Annotated in this window: 17 protein-coding genes; 11 read left to right on the top strand and 6 right to left on the bottom strand. The window is 71.0% G+C overall.

Translation table 11 applies throughout. The features are described 5' to 3' along the window. The first annotated feature begins 52 nt into the window (after nucleotides 1-52). Entirely contained in the window at nucleotides 53-1,099 is a 1,047-nt protein-coding gene (locus tag ABZ865_RS16595) for a LuxR C-terminal-related transcriptional regulator (RefSeq protein WP_361230322.1), read from the top strand. Between the two features lie 9 nt (nucleotides 1,100-1,108). Here the strand turns inward: ABZ865_RS16595 and ABZ865_RS16590 are convergent, their stop codons facing one another. Beyond that, nucleotides 1,109-2,104 carry a helix-turn-helix transcriptional regulator gene (locus tag ABZ865_RS16590; RefSeq protein ID WP_361230319.1) on the bottom strand — a complete coding sequence of 332 codons (996 nt, stop codon included), beginning with the start codon at nucleotides 2,102-2,104 and terminating at the stop codon, nucleotides 1,109-1,111. Nucleotides 2,105-2,125: 21 nt separating this feature from the next. Continuing rightward, nucleotides 2,126-3,061, bottom strand: coding sequence for a helix-turn-helix transcriptional regulator (locus ABZ865_RS16585; protein WP_361230316.1), 936 nt, complete (start codon nucleotides 3,059-3,061; stop codon nucleotides 2,126-2,128). A gap of 366 nt (nucleotides 3,062-3,427) precedes the next feature. On the opposite strand from ABZ865_RS16585, the gene ABZ865_RS16580 reads away from it, so the two are divergent. Further along, nucleotides 3,428-3,763 carry a hypothetical protein gene (locus ABZ865_RS16580; RefSeq protein ID WP_361230313.1) on the top strand — a complete coding sequence of 112 codons (336 nt, stop codon included), beginning with the start codon at nucleotides 3,428-3,430 and terminating at the stop codon, nucleotides 3,761-3,763. A gap of 155 nt (nucleotides 3,764-3,918) precedes the next feature. Here ABZ865_RS16580 and ABZ865_RS16575 read toward each other — a convergent pair whose 3' ends face one another. Further along, nucleotides 3,919-4,332, bottom strand: a complete 414-nt coding sequence (locus tag ABZ865_RS16575; RefSeq protein WP_361230311.1) for a PPOX class F420-dependent oxidoreductase — start codon at nucleotides 4,330-4,332, stop codon at nucleotides 3,919-3,921. 159 nt (nucleotides 4,333-4,491) lie between these two features. Between ABZ865_RS16575 and clpB the strand changes: the two genes are divergently transcribed. Continuing rightward, nucleotides 4,492-7,089, top strand: a complete 2,598-nt coding sequence (gene clpB, locus ABZ865_RS16570; protein WP_361231189.1) for an ATP-dependent chaperone ClpB — start codon at nucleotides 4,492-4,494, stop codon at nucleotides 7,087-7,089. 232 nt (nucleotides 7,090-7,321) lie between these two features. Here the strand turns inward: clpB and ABZ865_RS16565 are convergent, their stop codons facing one another. Beyond that, entirely contained in the window at nucleotides 7,322-7,816 is a 495-nt protein-coding gene (locus ABZ865_RS16565; protein WP_361230308.1) for a hypothetical protein, read from the bottom strand. A 346-nt stretch (nucleotides 7,817-8,162) separates the two neighbouring features. Between ABZ865_RS16565 and ABZ865_RS16560 the strand changes: the two genes are divergently transcribed. Next, nucleotides 8,163-8,702, top strand: coding sequence for a YbjN domain-containing protein (locus tag ABZ865_RS16560; RefSeq protein WP_361230306.1), 540 nt, complete (start codon nucleotides 8,163-8,165; stop codon nucleotides 8,700-8,702). A 75-nt stretch (nucleotides 8,703-8,777) separates the two neighbouring features. Here the strand turns inward: ABZ865_RS16560 and ABZ865_RS16555 are convergent, their stop codons facing one another. Beyond that, nucleotides 8,778-9,971, bottom strand: a complete 1,194-nt coding sequence (locus ABZ865_RS16555) for a pyridoxal phosphate-dependent aminotransferase (protein ID WP_361230303.1) — start codon at nucleotides 9,969-9,971, stop codon at nucleotides 8,778-8,780. 46 nt (nucleotides 9,972-10,017) lie between these two features. Next, nucleotides 10,018-10,464, bottom strand: coding sequence for a cupin domain-containing protein (locus ABZ865_RS16550; protein ID WP_361230300.1), 447 nt, complete (start codon nucleotides 10,462-10,464; stop codon nucleotides 10,018-10,020). A 288-nt stretch (nucleotides 10,465-10,752) separates the two neighbouring features. On the opposite strand from ABZ865_RS16550, the gene ABZ865_RS16545 reads away from it, so the two are divergent. The 7 genes from ABZ865_RS16545 to fbaA all read left to right on the top strand — a co-directional run bounded on the left by ABZ865_RS16545 (nucleotide 10,753) and on the right by fbaA (nucleotide 17,463). After that, nucleotides 10,753-11,100: a hypothetical protein gene (locus tag ABZ865_RS16545; protein ID WP_361230297.1), complete on the top strand. Its 348-nt coding sequence runs from the start codon at nucleotides 10,753-10,755 to the stop codon at nucleotides 11,098-11,100. Between the two features lie 341 nt (nucleotides 11,101-11,441). Then, a complete protein-coding gene (locus tag ABZ865_RS16540; RefSeq protein WP_361230294.1) occupies nucleotides 11,442-11,966 on the top strand; it encodes a DUF2617 family protein in 525 nt (174 codons plus the stop codon). A gap of 139 nt (nucleotides 11,967-12,105) precedes the next feature. Next, nucleotides 12,106-13,746: a polyamine aminopropyltransferase gene (locus ABZ865_RS16535; RefSeq protein ID WP_361230291.1), complete on the top strand. Its 1,641-nt coding sequence runs from the start codon at nucleotides 12,106-12,108 to the stop codon at nucleotides 13,744-13,746. An 85-nt stretch (nucleotides 13,747-13,831) separates the two neighbouring features. After that, a complete protein-coding gene (locus ABZ865_RS16530) occupies nucleotides 13,832-14,611 on the top strand; it encodes an SRPBCC family protein (RefSeq protein WP_361230288.1) in 780 nt (259 codons plus the stop codon). Between the two features lie 325 nt (nucleotides 14,612-14,936). Continuing rightward, entirely contained in the window at nucleotides 14,937-15,725 is a 789-nt protein-coding gene (locus ABZ865_RS16525; protein WP_361230285.1) for an aldose 1-epimerase, read from the top strand. Between the two features lie 10 nt (nucleotides 15,726-15,735). After that, nucleotides 15,736-16,284 carry an orotate phosphoribosyltransferase gene (gene pyrE, locus ABZ865_RS16520; protein WP_361230282.1) on the top strand — a complete coding sequence of 183 codons (549 nt, stop codon included), beginning with the start codon at nucleotides 15,736-15,738 and terminating at the stop codon, nucleotides 16,282-16,284. A gap of 156 nt (nucleotides 16,285-16,440) precedes the next feature. After that, entirely contained in the window at nucleotides 16,441-17,463 is a 1,023-nt protein-coding gene (fbaA, locus tag ABZ865_RS16515) for a class II fructose-bisphosphate aldolase (protein WP_361230279.1), read from the top strand. The last annotated feature ends 63 nt before the right edge of the window (nucleotides 17,464-17,526 follow it).

Raw genomic sequence — 17,526 nt, 5'->3', positions numbered from 1 at the left:
CCGCGCATAGTTGCGCTGCGGAAGTGGCAGGAACCGGGGGGTGGAATGGGCAATGACTGGGCATGGGGCTCAGGAGCATCCTCACGGTGCCGACCGACTGTGCGGGCCGGGGGACCGTGTGTACTCCCGGGCCGTACGCCGGGGCCGGGTGCCGCGTACGGACGCCGACCCGGTGCCCTGCCTGCTGGAGCTGGCCCTGCTGCACCCCGACCCCGATGACATGGACTGGCTGGTGCCCACCTCCCCGCAGGAGGTGATGACCCGGCTGCTGCGCGGGGTCTACGACGAGGTCACCGCGAGCCAGCGCCGGGTGGGTTCGGCGGTCGCCGCCTTCGAGTGGTACGCCGGACTGGGCCGGCAGTTGCAGACGCTGTCGGCGCCGGGGGAGGGCACCGCGATCCGGGTGCTGGACGGCCTGTCGCGCATCCAGGCCGCGATGGACGAGGCGACCGAGGCGTGCACCACGGAGGTGCTCACCGTGCAGCCCGGCGGCATCCGGCGGGAGGCCGAGCTGACCGAGGGGCTGCACCGGGCGCTGGCCCTGCGCGGCCGGGGCGTGCGCATGCGCGACCTGTACACGCACGTGGCCCGGCACGGGCAGGGACTGCTCAACTACCTGGAGCTGATGGGCGACGCGGTGGAGGCCCGCACGCTCGACGAGGTCATCGACCGGCTGATCCTCTTCGACCGCACGGTCGCCTTCATCCCCGCCAACACCGACCGCACGATGGCCCTGGAGCTGCGTCACCCGGCCCTCGTCGCATACCTGGTGACCGTCTTCGAACGGCTCTGGCGGCTCGCCATCCCGCTGACGGCCCCGCTGCCCGACACCGGCATCGAGGGCATCTCGCACCGCGAGCGGTCCATCGCCGCGCTGCTCGCCGAGGGCCACCAGGACGCGGTGATCGCCGAGCGCCTCGGCATCAGCGTCCGCACCTGCCGCGCCCACATCGCCCGGCTGTCGGACACCCTCGGGGCGGCGAGCCGTACCCAACTGGGCGTGCGCATCGCCCAGGTGGGGCTGGACGGTCCCCCGCGCACCGGCGGCGGTCCGGCCGTCGTCAGCCTGCCCGACCAGGAGTCGCCGAGCATGCGCTGAGCGGCCGGCTCACGCCTCTTCCTGCTCCTGCTCCTGCTCCTGCTTCAGGATCCCCGACTCCGCGATGAGGTAGCCGAGTTGGGCGCGGCTCTCGCTGCCGAGGGCGGCGGCGAGCTTGGCGATGTGGACGCGGGCGGTGCGCACGTTCATGCCGAGGCGGTCGGCGATGACGGCGTCGGTGTGGCCCTCGACGAGGAGGCGGGCGATGGCCCGCTGGCGCGGGGTGACGCCGTTCAGGGTGGGCGGGCGGACCGCGCGCGGGTGCATGGGGGTGGCCAGGCTCCAGAGGCGGTCGAAGGCGGTGGCCAGGAAGTCGACGAGGGTGGGGTGGCGCACTTCGAGGGCGAGGGTGCGGTCCTTGTTCGCGGGGATGAAGGCGACCTGGCGGTCGATGACGAGCAGCCGCTCGGTGACCTCGTCCAGCGTGCGGGCCTCGACGTCGCCGCGCAGCTGTTCGTAGCGGGCGGTGATCACGAGCCGGTGGCGCTGGGTGTGCTGGTAGAGGGCGCGGATGCGACCGCCGCGGTCGAGCAGGTCCTGGTCGCGTGCCAGCGCGGCGACCCCTGCGCCGGGGTCCCCGAGGTTGTGGGGCTGGATGGTGAGGACCTCCCCCGAGACGTTCGCCATGGCCTCGGAGATGGCGACGTTGATCCTGTCGAGTCCGCTCAGCATCCGGATGCCCGAGACGTCCGCCGGGTCCGTCTGCGGTGCCGAGAGAGCGAGGAGCGGTTCGAAGGTCTCGGCGAGACGGACGCCCTGCCGGCGTCGATGGGCAATGTCCTCGTCCACGAAGCGCAGCAGCCGGGGGAGGGCGACGGCGGGGGCCACCGGGCACAGGCGGTCGGTGGCCTCGAGGTCGGACTGCAGGAGTCCCGCATCGACGAGACAGGGCAGCGCGTCGGCGTCGCGGGCCGGGACGTGGCCCTCACGCAGCGCGCGGGTGTAGAGCTCCAGGCCCGCCTCGCACAGCTCCTCCGGTCCGTGGACGTGCGCTCTTGCGGTCATGCGTGGCTCTCCCCCGGCGGTTCAGGGCTCCTGCTTCAGGATTCCGGACTGGGCTATGAGGAAACCGAGCTGGGCCCGGCTGCCGCTGCCCAGGGCCTGGGCGAGCTTGGCGATGTGTGCGCGGCAGGTGCGGACGTTCATGCCGAGACGGCGTGCGATGGCCTCGTCGACGTGGCCCTCCACCAGGAGCTTGGCGATGGAGTGCTGGATGTCGGTGATGCCGTCGGGGGCGGTTTCGTAGGGGCTGCCGGCGCTCAGCGGAACCGCGCGGTTCCACATGAACTCGAAGACCTTGATGAGGTAGCGGACGAGGCCGGGGTGACGCAGTTCCAGGGCGACCTGACGGTCGTCCCGTACGGGGATGAAGGCGACCGTCTCGTCGCAGATGATGAGGCGCTCGACCAGTTCGTCGATGGTGCGGTACTCCGCTTTGCCGTTGGCGAACTGGTCCACGTAGGCGAGCCGCTCGGGGCTGTAGCGGGCGGTGTGCTGATAGAGGGTCCGGATCCGGACTCCTCGTTCGATCAGTGGTTTGTCGCGTTCGAGCGCTTCGACGAGCCGGCGTTCGGGGTGGCGGTGGCTCGGCTGGACCGTGAGCATCTCGTTCCGGCACTGTGCCGTCGCCAGGTCGAGCGCCGCGTTGATGCGGTCGAGGCCCTCCAGCACGGTGATCGAATGCGTGGACGCGGTCACCTGGGCGCTGAGGGTCATGAAAGGCTCGAAAGCCTCGGCCAGTTCTATGGACAGCCGCCGGCGTTCGGTGATCTCACGTTCCACGGGGTTGAGCCGCTGGGCCAGCGCGACCGTGGGAGGAACCGGGCGCAGCCAGTTCACGTCGTCGGGATCGGGGTGGAGCAGGGCGAACTCCATCAGACAGGGGGCGGCTTCCACGTCCGCGCGTGCGATGCGTCCCGTGCGCAGCGCGTTCGCGTAGAGACGTCCCCCTGCCTCGCACATCTCCGTCACCGCATGGGGATGTGTTGTTTTAGTCCGATTTGCCACCAAATCTACACCCCCCAGGGTCCTGAACATGCAGGAACATGATGCACTGATTGTGTGGCCATGACGTGCCCGAATGAGCCATCGTCTTGTTCGACGGGGGAAGAGGGGACTTTCAAGTGAGGACGAAGCCGACTATGCGAAAGAGAATGCTTCGCTCGATACTTGTCGCCGCCTTCTCCGCCGTTGTGGCCTTCGGATCTCTGAGTGGTCTCTCTGGCGCGAAGGGTGACAATCGGGCGGACAGTGCCTGGTCGTTGGCGGCCACCACGGTCGCGAGTGGTGACGGCACTGTTCACGCGGACGACAGCGCCTGGAGCTGACGTGACCACTCCACCGGACGACCGATCCTTCCGCCGCGAGATGGCCACCGCCTACCGCTCCGGCTGGCACTTCATCGACCTGGTCACCGCCATCCCCCATAGCGGCGACTCGCTGATGGTGACCGTGTTCGGCGAGCCGGTCGTGGTGACGCGGGACGACGACGAGGACGTACGTGCCTACCGGTGTCTGCGCAAGCCCCGCGGGGCGCCGCAGCCGGTGAGGTGTGCCGTCCGGTACGGAATGATCTTCGTCAACCTTGACCAGCGCGACCACCGGCTTGCCGAGCCGGAGGACGCGGACCTGAGGACCATCTCGGCCACCCCCCGCAGTGCCTGACGCGATTCCCCCGTCGTAAAAGATCGCTCAGGTGCTTCCCCCCGCAGCGGCGTCACCGTGACCTGAACACGGTGACGCCGCTGCAGTTTGTGGCGGTATTTCGGGGTATGGGAGCGCTTCCAGGTGGCTGAAACCAGCCGGTTGACCACCCTGCTTCACCCGTTCCCGAGCGCCCGCTCCACCTCGATCTCGATGACCACCCGGGCGGGGTTCTCCCTCGGCGTCCGCAGATACCGCTCGGCGTACCGCCGCACCGCCTCGCCGACCCGCTCCGGGTCGGTGTGCACCCGCGCGCGCCCCTCCAGCGTGGCCCAGCGCCGCCCGTCCACCTGGCACACCGCCACCCGGGCGCCCTCCGGGCCGGCCGCGCGCACATGGGACACCTTCGCGCTCGTCCCGTTCGTGATCACCCGCGCCAGCCCGGCCTCGGGGTCGTAGGTCACCCCGACCGGCACCACATGCGGGCTGCCGTCGGGGCGCAGGGTCGTCAGCGTGCACAGATGCCGCTCCCGCCAGAAGGCGAGGTACGGCTCGTCCGGGGCACCCGGGTCTACGGAGTACGTGGCCATGCCCCGCAACCTAACCGCAGGTCACCGCCGCGCCCCAGCCCGGGAGACCCGCACGGCATTAGTTGAGCGGAATGGACTCAACTTTGTGTATGTTGGTTAAGTCAGTCAACAGTGGGAGACGTGGCCGTCGGGGCCGATGCCGAGGAGGAGACAGGGACCGTGGACGCCGAGCTGACCAACAGGAGCCGGGACGCGATCAACGCGGCCAGCCAGCGGGCCGTGACCGACGGGCACCCGGATCTGGTGCCCGCCCATCTGCTGCTGGCGCTGCTCGCGGGGCAGGACAACGAGAACATCACCGACCTGCTCGCCGCCGTCGACGCCGACCAGGCCGCCGTACGCTCCGGGGCCGAGCGCGTGCTCGCCGGGCTGCCCAGCGTGACCGGCTCCACCGTCGCACCCCCGCAGCCGAACCGTGAACTCCTCGCCGTGCTCGCGGACGCCGCCGAGCGCGCGAAGGAACTCGGCGACGAGTACCTGTCCACCGAGCACCTGCTCATCGGCATCGCGGCCAAGGGCGGCGCGGCCGGCGAGGTGCTCCAGAATCAGGGTGCCGACGCGAAGAAGCTGCAGGAGGCCTTCCAGAAGGCCAGGGGAGGACGCCGCGTGACCACCGCCGATCCGGAGGGCCAGTACAAGGCCCTGGAGAAGTTCGGGACCGACTTCACCGCCGCCGCCCGCGAGGGCCGCCTCGACCCGGTCATCGGCCGGGACCAGGAGATCCGGCGGGTCGTGCAGGTGCTGAGCCGTCGTACGAAGAACAACCCCGTCCTCATCGGCGAGCCCGGCGTCGGCAAGACCGCCGTGGTCGAGGGGCTCGCCCAGCGGATCGTGAAGGGCGACGTGCCCGAGTCGCTGAAGAACAAGCGGCTGGTCTCCCTCGACCTCGGCGCGATGGTCGCCGGGGCCAAGTACCGCGGTGAGTTCGAGGAGCGGCTGAAGGCCGTGCTCGGCGAGATCAAGGACTCCGACGGGCAGATCATCACCTTCATCGACGAGCTGCACACCGTCGTGGGAGCCGGCGCCGGCGGCGACTCCGCCATGGATGCCGGCAACATGCTCAAGCCGATGCTGGCCCGCGGCGAGCTGCGCATGGTCGGCGCCACCACCCTGGACGAGTACCGGGAGCGGATCGAGAAGGACCCCGCCCTGGAGCGCCGCTTCCAGCAGGTGCTGGTCGCCGAGCCGACCGTCGAGGACACCGTCGCCATCCTGCGCGGCCTGAAGGGCCGGTACGAGGCCCACCACAAGGTGCAGATCGCGGACAGCGCGCTGGTGGCCGCCGCCACCCTGTCCGACCGGTACATCACCTCCCGCTTCCTGCCCGACAAGGCCATCGACCTCGTCGACGAGGCCGCCTCGCGCCTGCGCATGGAGATCGACTCCTCTCCCGTCGAGATCGACGAACTCCAGCGCTCCGTCGACCGGTTGAAGATGGAGGAGCTGGCGATCGCCAAGGAGACCGACCCGGCCTCCCGCGAACGCCTGGAGAAGCTGCGCCGCGACCTCGCCGACCGGGAGGAGGAGCTGCGGGGCCTGACCGCCCGCTGGGAGAAGGAGAAGCAGTCCCTCAACCGGGTCGGCGAGCTGAAGGAGCAGCTGGACGACCTGCGCGGCCAGGCCGAACGCGCCCAGCGCGACGGTGACTTCGACCGCGCCGCCAAGCTGCTGTACGGCGAGATCCCCACCCTGGAGAAGGAGTTGGAGGCCGCCTCCGCCGCGGAGGAGGAGGTCGCCAAGGACACCATGGTCAAGGAGGAGGTCGGCGCCGACGACATCGCCGACGTCGTCGCCGCCTGGACCGGCATCCCCGCCGGCCGCCTCCTGGAGGGCGAGACGCAGAAGCTGCTGCGCATGGAGGACGAGCTCGGCAAGCGGCTCATCGGCCAGACCGAGGCCGTCCGCGCCGTGAGCGACGCCGTACGGCGGGCCCGCGCGGGCATCGCCGACCCCGACCGCCCCACCGGCTCCTTCCTCTTCCTCGGCCCCACCGGCGTCGGCAAGACCGAACTCGCCAAAGCCCTCGCCGACTTCCTCTTCGACGACGAGCGGGCCATGGTCCGCATCGACATGTCCGAGTACAGCGAGAAGCACAGCGTCGCCCGCCTGGTCGGCGCGCCCCCCGGCTACGTCGGCTACGAGGAGGGCGGCCAGCTCACCGAGGCCGTCCGCCGCCGCCCCTACACCGTGATCCTGCTGGACGAGGTGGAGAAGGCCCACCCCGAGGTCTTCGACATCCTCCTCCAGGTCCTGGACGACGGCCGCCTGACCGACGGTCAGGGCCGCACGGTCGACTTCCGCAACACCATCCTGGTACTCACCTCCAACCTGGGCAGCCAGTACCTGGTCGACCCGCTGCTCGGCGAGGCGGAGAAGAAGGAGCAGGTGCTGGAGATCGTCCGCGCCTCCTTCAAGCCGGAGTTCCTCAACCGGCTCGACGACCTGGTCGTCTTCTCGGCCCTGAACAAGGACGAGCTGGCCCGGATCGCCCGGCTCCAGATCGACCGGCTCGCCAAGCGGCTGGCCGAGCGCCGGCTCACCCTGGACGTCACACCCGAGGCCCTGGCCTGGCTGGCGGACGAGGGCAACGACCCGGCCTACGGCGCCCGCCCGCTGCGCCGCCTCGTCCAGACCGCCATCGGCGACCGGCTCGCCAGGGAGATCCTCTCCGGCGAGATCAAGGACGGCGACACGGTCCGCGTGGACCGCTTCGGCGAGGGCCTGCTGGTGGGTCCGGCGACGGGCAAGACGCTGTAGGACGCATCGCGGCGTGCGGCCCCTCCCTCCACTCACCTTCGGTGGGCCGTCGGGAGGGGCCGTCGCGTCACGCCGTCCGGCTCAGACGCTGCTCATCGCGACGTACAGCGTCCAGAAGAACCAGACCGAGAACCCCAGACACCCCAGCCACAGGGCCCACAACACCCATCGGGCCGGTCTTGGTATGCGCATGACCGCATCATCGCTCACCCAGGTCACTCGTGAGCGCCGTTCACACCGTGAACGCCGTGAACTCCACCAGGGCCGTGTCCCCGTCCTCCCACGCCACGTCGACGTCCACGCCGTTCGCGCCGAAGCCGGGGCCGGACGCGCCCGGGACCTCTCCGGCGTAGTACGCGCCGCCCGCGGTCATGTCCAGGTGCAGACACAGGTCGACGGACTCCGGATAACAGGACTCCGTCTCCGGCTCCGGCGCCTCCGGATAGGCGGCTTCCAACCAGTCGTCCACCGCCTCACGGGGCATCCGGAACCGGGCCACGTACCTGGTGTCCAGCCACGTCTGGACCGTGCACCGCGCGCCGTACGCCTCCTTCGGCAACCGCGCCCCGCCGAAGGCCAGGGCCTCGGCGCACGGCACCTTCTCGGGCTCACCGCCGAGTGGATGGTCCGAGGTCGCGAACGTCACCACCGCCGCGCCCAGGAGCAGCACCGGAAGCCCCACGATCGCCGACACCACCCACCATCTGGTCCGCCCCCGTACCGCCATCCGACCCCCTCCGTCCTCCGGCCTGCCACCCGACCAGCCGGATCCTGCCAGCCAACGGCTGACAGAGCCCCGCCGGGGCTGGCCATCCCCTGTGAGAGCCGTGATCCGCGCTCCTCAAGGCCGGCGTCCGCTGTTTCTGCGAGGGAACGCACAAGTCAGGCACGTTGCACATGTATCTCCCGCCGGGCTGGACCAGGGATTCTGGTACTCGCACCGATGATCGGCCGGCTGATGGGGGCCGTCGGCTGAGTCGCTTGCCGGGGGCGGGGCAAGAGCGAGAGGGTGGGTTGTACGTCTGGCTTCAGCGATGGCCGGACGAGCCAGACGACCGCAGGAGTATCCAAATATGTCCATCGACCCGTCCTCGATTCCGAACTTCGGGGGCCAGCCCGAGCCGCAGCCCCAAGGACCGGCGGGCCCCGTCGTCCCGGATCAGGACCTCGTGAAGCAGCTCCTCGACCAGATGGAGCTGAAGTACGTCGTCGACGAGGAGGGTGACCTCGCGGCGCCCTGGGAGCAGTTCCGCACATACTTCATGTTCCGCGGGGAGGCCGAGCAGGCGGTCTTCTCGGTGCGGACCTTCTACGACCGCCCCCACAAGATCGACGAGAAGCCCCAGCTGCTGGAGTCCGTCGACGACTGGAACCGCCGCACCCTGTGGCCCAAGGTGTACACCCACACCCACGACGACGGCACCGTCCGCCTCATCGGCGAGGCCCAGATGCTGATCGGCACCGGCGTCGACCTCAACCACTTCGTCTCCTCCACGGTCAGCTGGGTGCGGGCCGCGATCGAGTTCGACAAGTGGCTGGTCGAGCAGCTGGGCCTGGAGCAGGCCGTCAACGAGGCCGACGACACGGAGAAGCCCGAGGACGACGGGGAGTAGCCGGCCCCGGGCAGGGTCCGGGGGCCGCCGCCCCCGGGCCAGGCCGAGTTGCGCCGCGCGCGGCCGCTGTGCCGCTCACATGCCGCGCAGTCGCTCCGCCGCCTCCCGGAGCACCTCCTCCCGCTTGCAGAACGCGAACCGTACGAACGGCGCGCCCGCCTCGCGGTCGTCGTAGAAGACGGCGTTGGGGATGGCCACCACGCCCGCCCGCTCCGGCAGGGCCCGGCAGAAGGCGAAGCCGTCCTTCTCGCCGAGGGGCCGGATGTCGGTGGTGATGAAGTAGGTGCCGGCAGGCTGGAACACCTCGAAACCGGCCTGGGTCAGCCCCTCGGCGAGGATGTCCCGGCGCGCCCGCATGCCCCGCCGGAAGTCGTCGTAGTACGCGTCGGGCAGCGCGAGGGCCTCCGCCACCGCGTACTGGAACGGCCCCGCCGACACGTACGTCAGGAACTGCTTCGCCGACCGGACCGCCGTGACCAGTTCCGGCGCCGCCGTCACCCAGCCGACCTTCCAGCCGGTGAACGAGTACGTCTTGCCTGCCGACCCGATCGTCACCGTCCGCTCGCGCATCCCCGGGAACGTGGCGAGCGGCACGTGCTCGGCGTCGTCGAAGACCAGGTGCTCGTAGACCTCGTCGGTCACCACCAGCAGGTCCCGCTCCACCGCCAGCTCGGCGATCGCGGCCAGCTCCGCGCGCGTGAGGACCGCACCGGTCGGGTTGTGCGGGGTGTTGATCAGCAGGAGGCGGGTGCGGTCGGTGACCGCGGCGCGGAGCTCGTCGAGGTCCAGGCGGAAGCGGGCGCCTTCGCCGAAGGAGGGCCGCAGGGTCACCGGGACGCGCCGGCCGCCCGCCATCGCGATGCTCGCCGCGTAGGAGTCGTAGTACGGCTCCAGCGCCACCACCTCGTCACCCGGCTCCAGCAGCGCCAGCAGGGACGCCGCGATGGCCTCCGTCGCGCCCGCCGTGACCAGCACCTCGGCGTCGGGGTCGTACGACAGCCCGTAGCGGCGCAACTGGTGCGCGGCGATCGCGGTGCGCAGCTCGGGGATGCCCGGACCCGGCGGGTACTGGTTGCCGCGCCCGTCGCGCAGTGCCCGTACGGCCGCCTCCCTGATCTCCTCGGGGCCGTCGGTGTCCGGGAAGCCCTGGCCCAGGTTGATCGACCCGGTCGCGGTGGCGAGGGCGGACATCTCGGCGAAGATCGTCGTCCCGAACTCGGCGAGCCGGCGATTGAGGTGGGGGCGCGCGGTGGAGGTCATGCCGGCCATCCTGCGCCCAGGGTCTGGAGTTCCTCAACTCACCTTGTCGAAGGCGTCAGCCTTCGGAGGGACGCGGGGCGCGCAGGTGCGCCCGTTCCTTCAGCTCCTCCTCGTCGACCAGCGTGAGCATCGGCTGACCCGGCGCGCACACCATGGTCACCACGAACTTGGTCTGTGCGTCCGTGAGGGCGTTGCCGTCCTGGTAGTGGATCACGTCGCCGCCGGGCTCCCAGAACGTCCCACCGGCCTCGACCACACGCTCCGGCTCACCCTCGAGCTCGAACCGGAGCGCGCCCTCCATCACGTAGCCGAACGACGGGCCCGAGTGGCGATGCGGAGGGAGCCCGGGGTGACCAGGAGGCCACTCGACAAGGATCGTCATCGCCGATCCGCCTTCGGGGAAGAAGGGCGGAGCGACTTCCTGCAGCAGCTTGACCTCGGGCGGCAGCGAGACCTCGGGCCTCTCGGCCGGGGGCGCCTGCGCCGGGTTCTTCTCAGCCATGTACGACACCTCCGTGAGCCTGCCTGGATGGACGATCAGCCACAGCCACAGCCGGCATCCGTGATGCGCCGGTCCCGGAACCACCCTGCCCCACGTCGGCGGCCGCCACAATTCGGAGGCCGCGTTTCAGCAGGTCAGGGGCCTTTTCCAGGCATTCACCCTCAGAAGTTCCTCAACTCTGCTTTGGCTGTCGGACCGGCCGGGCATCCCCCCGTCACCGCGCGAGACGCGGCAACAGCGAGGCGCCCACGGGGGGCCGCTTCGGGGGAACGGAAGGAGGGTGGGGCCATGTTCCTCGGCGTCATCCTGGTGGTGGCCGTCGGCATCGTCGTCGTGGCGGCGGTGAGCAGCGCGCGCAGGAAGCAGCGGTACGCCCGGGTCCCGCTCGGCAAGAGCGGCCGGTCGCGCGCGTCCCGCTCGTCGTCCTCGTCGTCTTCGTCGTACAACGACGGTGGTGCGAGCTGGTGGGTGTGGGGCGGCGGTGACTCCGGCTCGTCCTCGGGCGGGCACGGGAGCCACGGCGGGCACGGGGGTCACGGGGGCCACTCCTGCGGTGGCGGACACTCGTGCGGGGGTTCTTCGTGCGGCGGGGGTTCGTCGTGTGGTGGCGGTGGCGGCTGCGGCGGGGGGAGCTGACCCGTTGCCGCCCCGCGGGGCAGGGTGCCCGCCGGAGAGGCTTCCGGCGGGCGCTCGGCGTTGCGGGAACCGGGCTCCGGCGCTCCGGGGCCCGCGCCCGGCGTACGCCGTAGTTGAACAGTTGAGCTGTGGAGCCCTCTGAGGGATGGAAACCCTCCGAACTTGGGTAAAAACGCTGTGGCGCGGCCACTGTTCATGATTCCCTCTAAACCACCACCGCAGCCCTCGGGCGTCCCGCAGACACCCTCTCCCCGGTCGGGCCGACCTGGCCAATCGCCCGGTGTCTACCGAGGTGCGCCGGACCTCACTCCTGCCTCATTGCGTGTTAGCGGAGCCGATCCATGCTCACGACCCTGAACACCTCGTACACCGATACGCGTGCTGCCGACCTCGCCTGGGCCCTGGGGCGCGAACCGCTTCCTGCCCTGGCGACTCTCGACCTGGAACTGGCCGGGGCAAAGCTGCAGTTGAGACTGCTGGGCGCCTCCCACCAGGTGCTGCTCGAGGAGGAGCGGGGCGTCTGTTCGGAGACTGTCGCGTGCATTCCCGGCTCCAGCACCCCCCTTCCGCTCGGCGTCGCCAAGCGGATCGGCGACTGGGAGTACCAGTTCGCCGCGCGCGTGGAGATGCTCACTCCGGGCTCGTTCGCGGGCCGGGCCCAGGAGTTGCTCGCCCTGGTCTCCGACCATCCGCAGGGCCTCGCCGGTGTCTTCCCCGGCAGTCCGCACGCCTTCACCGCGCTGCTGGCCCACCGCCACGAGGGCCAGGTGCACTGGCGTACCTGGCACGCGTACCCGCAGGACGGGCAGTTGGTGGCGACGCGGACCCGGGTCGGTGTGCGGGCGCCGGCGGCCCGGCCGAACTGAGACGAGTCACCCTTCGGTCGCCCTCGCGCCACCCTTGGGTGGCGCACGCCGATGACATAAACCCACAATGCGTCAACTGCCCCCAGTTCCACACGTGTGGGTGACGAAGCGTACCGAGGGTGTGACGTAACGTCGCAGAGTGATCGAACCGCACGCCCCCGCGCCCCCGGGTGCCCCGCCCTGGACAGGCCCCGCGCTGCTGCCCGTCCGGCCCGGCACCGGGCGGTTCCTGGTCCTCGTGTGTGTCTTCGTCTGTGCGGCCTGCGGACTGGTGTACGAACTCGAACTCGTGGCGTTCGCCTCGTACTTGATCGGCGACTCGGTCACCCAGGCCTCCGTGGTGCTGTCCGTGATGGTGTTCGCGATGGGCATCGGCTCCCTCGGCGCCAAGCGGCTGCGCTGGCACGCGGCCGCCGGCTTCGGCGCGATCGAGAGCGCCCTCGCACTGGTCGGCGGGTGCAGTGCGATGGCGCTGTACGCCGTCTTCGCCTGGACCGGCGGCTGGGGCGGGGTCTGGTCCGACGGCCCGCGCTGTCTCCTGGTCGCCTTCTCCCTCGCCATCGGCCTGCTCGTCGGTGCCGAAGTCCCCTTGCTGATGGAGCTGATCCAGCGCATCCGCCGCCAGGACGCGGGCGGCGCGGTCGCCGACCTCTTCGCGGCGGACTACGTGGGCGCGCTGGTCGGGGGCCTCGCCTTTCCCTTCCTTCTCCTGCCCTTCTTCGGCCAGTTGACCGGCGCCCTGCTCACCGGCACGGTCAACGTCGTCGCGGGCGGCGCGCTGGTCCTCGGTCTGTTCCGCCACGACCTGACGCGCCGCGCCCGCTGGACCCTGCTGCTCGTCAGCCTCACCGTGCTGGGTGTCCTCGCCTCCGCCGCCGCCCTCGCCGACGAGTTCGAGCGCGCCGCCCGGCACGCGGTGTACGGCACCGACGTCCGGGTGGCCCTGCAGACCGACGTCCAGGAGGTCGTCCTCGCCGGCGGCACCGACGGCAAGCCCCTCGACCTCTTCCTGGACGGCCGCCTGAGGGTCGGCGGCCGCGACGAGCGCCGCTACCACGAAGCCCTGGTCCACCCCGCGCTGTCCGGCCCGCACGCCCGCATCCTCATCCTCGGCGGCGGCGACGGCCTGGCCGCCCGTGAGGTCCTGCGCCGGCCGGACGTGCGCCGCGTCGACGTCGTCGAACTCGACGCCGGCCTGATCCGCCTGGCCCGCCGGGACCCGGGCCTGTCGGCTCTCAACGACCACGCCTACGACGACCCCCGGGTCCACGTCACCACCGCCGACGCCCTCTGCTGGCTGCGGCACCGGGCCCCCGAGGCCGGCTACGACGTCGTCGTCGCGGACCTCCCCGACCCCGGCATCACCGCCAGCACCAAGCTGTACTCCCAGGAGTTCTACGGCCTCGCCCGCCGCGTCCTCGCACCCCACGGCCGCCTCGTCGTCCACGCCGGCCCCGTCACCACCCGTCCCCGCGTCTTCTGGACGGTCGCCGAGACCCTCCGCGCGGCCGGCTTCTCCAGCACCCCCTACCGCGTCCTCGGCCACGACTCCGGCTTCACCCCCGGCCCCGACCGCTCGGCGGGCGCCACCCGCGCCCCCCACGACTGGGGCTTCCTCCTCGCCACCCCCGGCCCCACACCCCCACGCCTCGCCCTGGACCCGAAGGGCCCCCACCTCCACACCCTGACCGACCAGGACCTGACAGCGGACGAACAGGCAGCCCGCCGCACACGGATCGACGGCCTGCCGCCCTCGACACTCGTACACCCGAGGTACTGACCTCCTGGCGCCGGCACCAACACCGCGCATCGCACCACCACAGGGAAGGGTGATTTCCGGCCCCCGCTGGGTAGGCTGAGCCGACATGGAGCACCAGGTCTTCCTCCCGGTTCCGGCCGATCTGCTCAGAGCGGCCCTCGCCGACCCCGCACGGGTCGCCCGGTCGATCCCCGGGCTCCAGCAGGACGCCGGCGCCGACCCCGTCGCCGGACGCCTGAAACTCCGCGTGGGCGGTCACTCCGTCACCTATCGCGGAGCGCTCCGCGTCATCGCCCGCGAGGACGGCACGTACGCCGTCGACGGCGACGCCACCGAGTCCCGCGGCCCCGGCGCGGTCAAACTCGCCCTCACCCTGCGCCTCACGGACACCGACGACGGCACCACCGTCACGGTCGACGGCACGGCGGACGCGGACGGCCGCATCGCCGAACTTCCGCAGGACGCGGTGACGTCGGCGGCGACCCGGCTGCTGAACCGTTTCCTGACAACGCTCGCCTCGAGCGAACCGACCCCCGAGCCCGAGCACACCTCCGTCTTCGACACCGACGTCCCCCCGTCCTCCCTGGACCCGGACGCGGCCGACGACGACAGCGACGCTTCCGCCGAGACCCCCCTGGACGACCGCGTCTCCGGCGACTTCGCCGACACCGGCGAACCTCCCGCCGAGGCCGCGCACGCCCGGCGCACGATGATCGGCCGCAGCGCGGAGGAGGTCGACCACGCCCCGCCCCGAGGCCGCTACGCCCCCGTACCGGCCCCCCAGACCGTCGCCTCCAACCAGGCCCTGCGCTGGGCAGCCCCCGCCGCCGCCCTCGCCCTCGCCTCCGCCATCGTCCTCACCCGAGCCCTCCGCAAACGCCGCTGACTTCCACACCCACCGGACGGCGCACCCGCACCCACCGGACGACGCATCCGCACCCACCGGACGGCGCATCCGCACTCACCTGATGGCGGCCCGCACCCGCCGACGGTGATTCCGCCCCACAGGGGCCACCCGCACCTGACAACGAATGCCGCACGGGTGGTGCGGGTGGGAATCACTCCCACGAACCACCCGCACCCGCCGACGGCGAACAACGCCCCACCGGGGCCACCCGCACCCGACGACGAAACCCGCACGGGTGGTGCGGGTGGGCGCACGAACCCCGCAACAGCGAACGCCCCCTTGATCGCCCCAGTAGTGTCTCCCCGTGAGTAACGAAGACATCACGCTGACAGCAGGCGACACATCGGTACGCGTCACCCCCGCCGCCGGTGGCCGTATCAGCAGCCTGAAGGTCGACACCCTGGAACTGCTGCGGCAAGGGCACCGCTACGGCTGCTTCCCGATGGTCCCCTGGTGCGGCCGCATCCGGGACGGCCGCTTCCTGGACGGCGGCATCGTCCGCCAGATGCCGCTCAACTCCCCGCCGCACGCCATCCACGGCACCGCCCGCGACGGCGCCTGGCGCACCGCCCGCACCGCGGAGCACGAGGCGGTCATCACGTACGACCTCGTCGACCCCTGGCCGCACCGGGGCCGCGTCACCCACGTCGTCACGCTCACCGAGGACAGCCTGACGCTGACCATGTCCGTGGAGGCGTACGACGACTCCTTCCCGGCGCAGCTCGGCTGGCACCCCTGGTTCAACCGCAACCTCGGCGGCGAGGACGCCCGCCTCGATTTCACCCCCGCCTGGCAGGAGGAACGCGGCGCCGACCACCTGCCCACCGGCAACCGCATCGACCCCGAGCCCGGCCCCTGGGACGACTGCTTCGGCATGCCCGACGGCGTCGACGTCACCCTCACCTGGCCCGGACAGCTGGAGCTGAAGGTGAGCAGCCGCGAGGAGTGGGTGGTCGTCTACGACGAGCAGGCCGAGGCCGTCTGCGTGGAGCCGCAGACCGGCCCGCCGAACGGCCTGAACACCCGGCCGCGCCTGGTCACGCCGCTGGAACCGCTGGAGGCCTTCACCACCTGGAGCTGGCGCCGCCTCTAAGCTTGGCGGCATGACGGACGTACGCGGCGCGCTGCTGCAGCAGATCAAGGACAAGGCCGTGGTGCACGGCAAGGTGACCCTGTCGTCGGGCAAGGAAGCCGACTACTACATCGACCTTCGCCGGATCACGCTGGACGGCGAGGCCGCGCCGATGGTCGGTCAGGTCATGCTCGACCTCACCGCCGAGCTGGACTTCGAGGCCGTCGGCGGCCTCACCCTGGGCGCCGACCCGGTGGCCACCGCGATGCTGCACGCCTCCCACGCGCGCGGGAAGACGCTGGACGCGTTCGTGGTCCGCAAGGCGGGCAAGGCGCACGGCCTGCAGCGCCGTATCGAGGGCGCCGAGGTCAAGGGCCGCCGGGTGCTGGCCGTCGAGGACACCTCCACCACCGGCGGCTCCGTGCTGACCGCCGTGGAGGCGCTGCGCGAGGCCGGCGCGGAGGTCGTCGCCGTCGCGACGATCGTGGACCGGGCGACGGGGGCGGCCGAGGCGATCGCCGAGCAGGCGGGGGTGCCGTACCTCTTCGCCTTCTCGAAGGATGAACTGGGTCTGGACTGACGCACCGGATTGACCTGGACTTGCCCCGGGCTTGACCGCTGGGCCGTCCATCGGGTCAGGTCTGGAAAGATGGGGACGACGATGACGTCGCCCCCCACAAGGTCTAGGTCAGGGCCGTAACGCAACACCACCACCCGCAACACAAGGAGCGGACAGATGCCCATCGCAACCCCCGAGGTCTACAACGAGATGCTCGACCGGGCGAAGGCAGGCAAGTTCGCCTACCCGGCCATCAACGTCACCTCGAGCCAGACCCTGAACGCGGCGCTGCGCGGCTTCGCGGAGGCGGAGAGCGACGGCATCGTCCAGATCTCGACCGGCGGTGCCGAGTTCCTCGGCGGCCAGTACAGCAAGGACATGGTGACCGGCGCGGTCGCGCTCGCCGAGTACGCGCACATCATCGCCGAGAAGTACCCGGTCCAGATCGCGCTGCACACCGACCACTGCCCGAAGGACAAGCTCGACGGGTACGTCCGTCCGCTGCTCGCCCTCTCCGAGGAGCGGGTGAAGGCCGGCCGCACCCCGCTCTTCCAGTCGCACATGTGGGACGGCTCCGCCGAGACCCTCGCCGACAACCTGTCCATCGCCCAGGAGCTGCTGGAGCAGGCCCGCCGCGCCAACATCATCCTCGAGGTGGAGATCACCCCGACCGGTGGCGAGGAGGACGGCGTCTCGCACGAGATCAACGACGAGCTGTACACCACGGTCGAGGACGCGATCCGCACCGCCGAGGCCCTGGGCCTGGGCGAGAAGGGCCGCTACCTGCTGGCCGCCTCCTTCGGCAACGTGCACGGCGTGTACAAGCCGGGCAACGTCGTCCTGCGTCCCGAGCTGCTGAAGGACCTGGCCGACGGCGTCGCCGCCAAGTTCGGCAAGCAGTCCCCGTTCGACTTCGTCTTCCACGGCGGCTCCGGCTCCACCGAGCAGGAGATCCGCACCGCGCTGGAGAACGGCGTCGTGAAGATGAACATCGACACGGACACCCAGTACGCCTTCACCCGTCCGGTCGCCGGTCACATGTTCCAGAACTACGACGGCGTCCTGAAGGTCGACGGCGAGGTCGGCAACAAGAAGGCCTACGACCCGCGCACCTGGGGCAAGCTGGCCGAGGCGTCGATGGCCGCGCGCGTCGTCGAGGCCACGAACAACCTGCGCTCGGCGGGCAACAAGATCAAGTAAGTACGTCGTACGACGTCTCTGCGTACAGCGCGTACAGCGGACCCGGTGCCCCGGCGCCGGGTC

This window comes from Streptomyces sp. NPDC047085 (genome assembly GCF_040643735.1).
Lineage (GTDB): Bacteria > Actinomycetota > Actinomycetes > Streptomycetales > Streptomycetaceae > Streptomyces.
Note: the sequence above shows the minus strand (reverse complement) of the source record. Positions and strands in the feature narration are given on the sequence as shown.

Bases quoted from the DNA above. Each gene is read 5' to 3' on its own strand.
- ABZ865_RS16585 (WP_361230316.1), bottom strand. From the start codon at position 3,061: ATGTGCGAGGCAGGGGGACGTCTCTACGCGAACGCGCTGCGCACGGGA.
- pyrE (WP_361230282.1), top strand. From the start codon at position 15,736: ATGACGGACGTACGCGGCGCGCTGCTGCAGCAGATCAAGGACAAGGCC.
- ABZ865_RS16565 (WP_361230308.1), bottom strand. From the start codon at position 7,816: ATGGCGGTACGGGGGCGGACCAGATGGTGGGTGGTGTCGGCGATCGTG.
- ABZ865_RS16540 (WP_361230294.1), top strand. From the start codon at position 11,442: ATGCTCACGACCCTGAACACCTCGTACACCGATACGCGTGCTGCCGAC.
- fbaA (WP_361230279.1), top strand. From the start codon at position 16,441: ATGCCCATCGCAACCCCCGAGGTCTACAACGAGATGCTCGACCGGGCG.
- ABZ865_RS16555 (WP_361230303.1), bottom strand. From the start codon at position 9,971: ATGGCCGGCATGACCTCCACCGCGCGCCCCCACCTCAATCGCCGGCTC.
- ABZ865_RS16560 (WP_361230306.1), top strand. From the start codon at position 8,163: ATGTCCATCGACCCGTCCTCGATTCCGAACTTCGGGGGCCAGCCCGAG.
- ABZ865_RS16575 (WP_361230311.1), bottom strand. From the start codon at position 4,332: ATGGCCACGTACTCCGTAGACCCGGGTGCCCCGGACGAGCCGTACCTC.
- ABZ865_RS16530 (WP_361230288.1), top strand. From the start codon at position 13,832: ATGGAGCACCAGGTCTTCCTCCCGGTTCCGGCCGATCTGCTCAGAGCG.
- ABZ865_RS16595 (WP_361230322.1), top strand. From the start codon at position 53: ATGACTGGGCATGGGGCTCAGGAGCATCCTCACGGTGCCGACCGACTG.
- ABZ865_RS16550 (WP_361230300.1), bottom strand. From the start codon at position 10,464: ATGGCTGAGAAGAACCCGGCGCAGGCGCCCCCGGCCGAGAGGCCCGAG.
- ABZ865_RS16545 (WP_361230297.1), top strand. From the start codon at position 10,753: ATGTTCCTCGGCGTCATCCTGGTGGTGGCCGTCGGCATCGTCGTCGTG.
- ABZ865_RS16590 (WP_361230319.1), bottom strand. From the start codon at position 2,104: ATGACCGCAAGAGCGCACGTCCACGGACCGGAGGAGCTGTGCGAGGCG.